This window comes from Bacillus norwichensis (assembly GCF_014836955.1).
GTDB lineage: Bacteria > Bacillota > Bacilli > Bacillales > Bacillaceae_C > Siminovitchia > Siminovitchia norwichensis.
Window position 1 is genome coordinate 1 of record NZ_JACSPV010000089.1, and the last position, 2,586, is coordinate 2,586.

Below are 2,586 nucleotides of genomic sequence, written 5' to 3' on the forward strand. Positions count from 1 at the left end.
TGTGACCGTCAAGTAGAATTGAACACTTTTTGCTAATTAATTTTGAACACTTTCGCTTCCAAAAATGGAAGTTCGATGCTTCATTCGATAGCTATCCCCATTCATATGGATGACTTCCGCACGATGAATAATTCTATCCAAGATAGCCGTTGTTATACTTGGATCTCCCATCAGTTCTCCCCAGTCACTTGGGGCCTTATTTGAAGTAATAATAATTGACGCATTGTTATATAAGTCATTGATCAAGTGAAAAAATAGATTCGCTTCCTTTTGGTCCATTGCCATAAACATGAGGTCATCAATAATGACAAGATCGGCCTTTTTAATTCTCTTCATTCTAGTCTGGGATTTTCTAGTGATTTCTTCTGTCTTTAGAGTGTGTATTAAGTCTCCCATCGAAGCGAATATCACCTTATAGCCTCTTTGAACTGCCTCAATCCCTAACCCGACTGCCAGGTGGGTTTTCCCGACACCTGGGGGGCCAAGTAAAATTAAATTATACAATTGCTCCGTCCACGTTAACTCTTTTAACTGATTAAACTGCCTTTTACTTAAGGATTCCTGTTCAGCGATATCAAATTCATTTAGTGTTTTATGAAAAGGGAACGTAGCCCATTTTAGGTGTTTTTCTATTAGTTTTTCTTCCCTACAATTCTTTTCGAATTTTAAAATGTCCAATAGGAAGGTCGTATAGGAAACATTATTTACTTCTGCATCCTTTATCAATCTAGGGATGGCATGGGATGTCTCTGTTAATCGAAGGCTCTTTAATAATTCTTGTACCTGGCCTAATTGACTCATCTCGAATTACCCGCCAAAACTGAAACATACTCATCAATTGCCCGTGTTGCTGGCTTAGTGACAAGGACTGATTCATTGCTTTCGTAAAGTGGCTTGATTGTTTCATCATTATCAGTTGGGCTATTGTCCACTTGTCGCTGGCGGTCCAGGTACCGAACCATATCGATAAAGTCAGTGGCACAAAACAATTTCTGCTGTACACATTTCCCCAATGCCTCATTCAATAGAGATTTTTCCTGTATTTTAATTTCTTTAGAGATGAGTTGGAGCTGATCCCTAATATAACGTGGAAATGCCGTTTTAACTGCTTCTAGGAAAGACAGTGCCATCCCCTCATTATCAAATTGTTCTGCCACCGTCTGGATATAAGCATCAATACCTTTTGTACGATCACGAGTATGCTGCCTATCTTGAATCAATAGCCCTTGTTCACGACAAACACGGTGCTTGGCTATTAATTCTCCAGTTTCAGGGTGACAAATAACTAAATGGTCATTGTCTGTTATAGAAATCACCACTTGAGGGCAAGTTCCAAATGTTCCGAGGGGAACAGAGTAACGATTGGATTGATATCGAATGGTATTGTCCTTTCGAACGGTCCTTGTTATACTTGAATCAAATGGTTTTAGGCTATCAGCAGGTAAACTGCTGATAGGCGCAGAGACTGGTCGCAAGTGTTGCTTTTCGAGGAGAAACACTTCGATTGGTCTCTTTTTGGTTGTGTTATGAATTTTGAAATTTCCCGTACGTTTCAGCCACTCCAATCCTTCTTCATTCCACTTATCGATTCCATGATACAAACGGTACTTGGCAAAGTTAGCTTTTACATAACCAACCACGTTTTCAATTTTGCCTTTGCTTTCTGGATCTGCCTTTCTACAGAGCCAAACCGTTAATTTACGCTCTTCCCTGTACGTTTGAAACTCCTTTGTAAGAATAAGATCCCCGCCATTTTCACTAACGACAATAAGGGCATCTTGATCATAAACAAGCTCATCGGGAATACCGCCAATGAATTGGAACACATTTTCATGTGCGCGTATGACATCCTTTGTAGTAAATGGTCTATCTAGCCACTCTATGTATTTATACCTTGAATGAGAAAGGACAAATGCGATAAAACGAAGTTTTACTTCCCTGCCACTTTTAGTTTTTTGTACAGTCTGTCCAAAGTCTACCTGGATTTGTTTCCCCATAGGCGGGTCAGGAATAGCTTCATACTCCCGGGGCTTTGCTTCCTTTGAAATATTATATGTCTTACGCAATTCTCTTACATATGCCCTTACTGTACTCTCAGCTACATCGGTTACGTTGTACTTTTCTTGTAACCAGTCAAATACCTGTGCTGCTGTCACATCAGGGTAATCATATAGCCATGAAAGAATGGTCTCTTTGTGCGGATCAAGTTTTTTCCTTCTGCTTTTTAACTGGATAACCCAATCATTCATTTCTCCAGGTGACTTTTTTAAATAACGATAAACCGTAGTTCTAGAAACCTCTAACTTCCTCGCGATTTTTGATTTACTAAATCCTCTCTTTAGTAACTGTTGAATTTCCATATACATTTCCCACTTATCCACCTTTTTGTTGCCTCCTACACTGATGTCTAATCTAAGATTCTATGATTATCATACAGTGTAGAAGAAGTTATAGTAATTGGTAGGAGGGAGGAGCATTTTCAATTGTCGGCGGCCCTCGGGCCGCCGACAATTGAACTCCCATTCCCTCAGATAAAGTGTTCAATCTTATTTGGCGGGAACTGTCCACTTTAGTTTATCAGTCACA

At 39.6% G+C, this 2,586-nt stretch carries 2 protein-coding genes; both read right to left on the reverse strand.

Annotated features, from left to right (window positions below; translation table 11 throughout):
• Positions 1-36: 36 nt before the first annotated feature.
• The gene (gene istB, locus H9631_RS22010) at positions 37-801 is read right to left on the reverse strand and encodes an IS21-like element helper ATPase IstB (protein ID WP_191816583.1); all 765 of its coding nucleotides are present in this window, start codon (positions 799-801) and stop codon (positions 37-39) included.
• Positions 798-2,366, reverse strand: coding sequence for an IS21 family transposase (istA, locus tag H9631_RS22015; RefSeq protein ID WP_191816585.1), 1,569 nt, complete (start codon positions 2,364-2,366; stop codon positions 798-800). The genes istB and istA overlap by 4 nt, the downstream gene beginning before the upstream one ends.
• Positions 2,367-2,586: the final 220 nt, after the last annotated feature.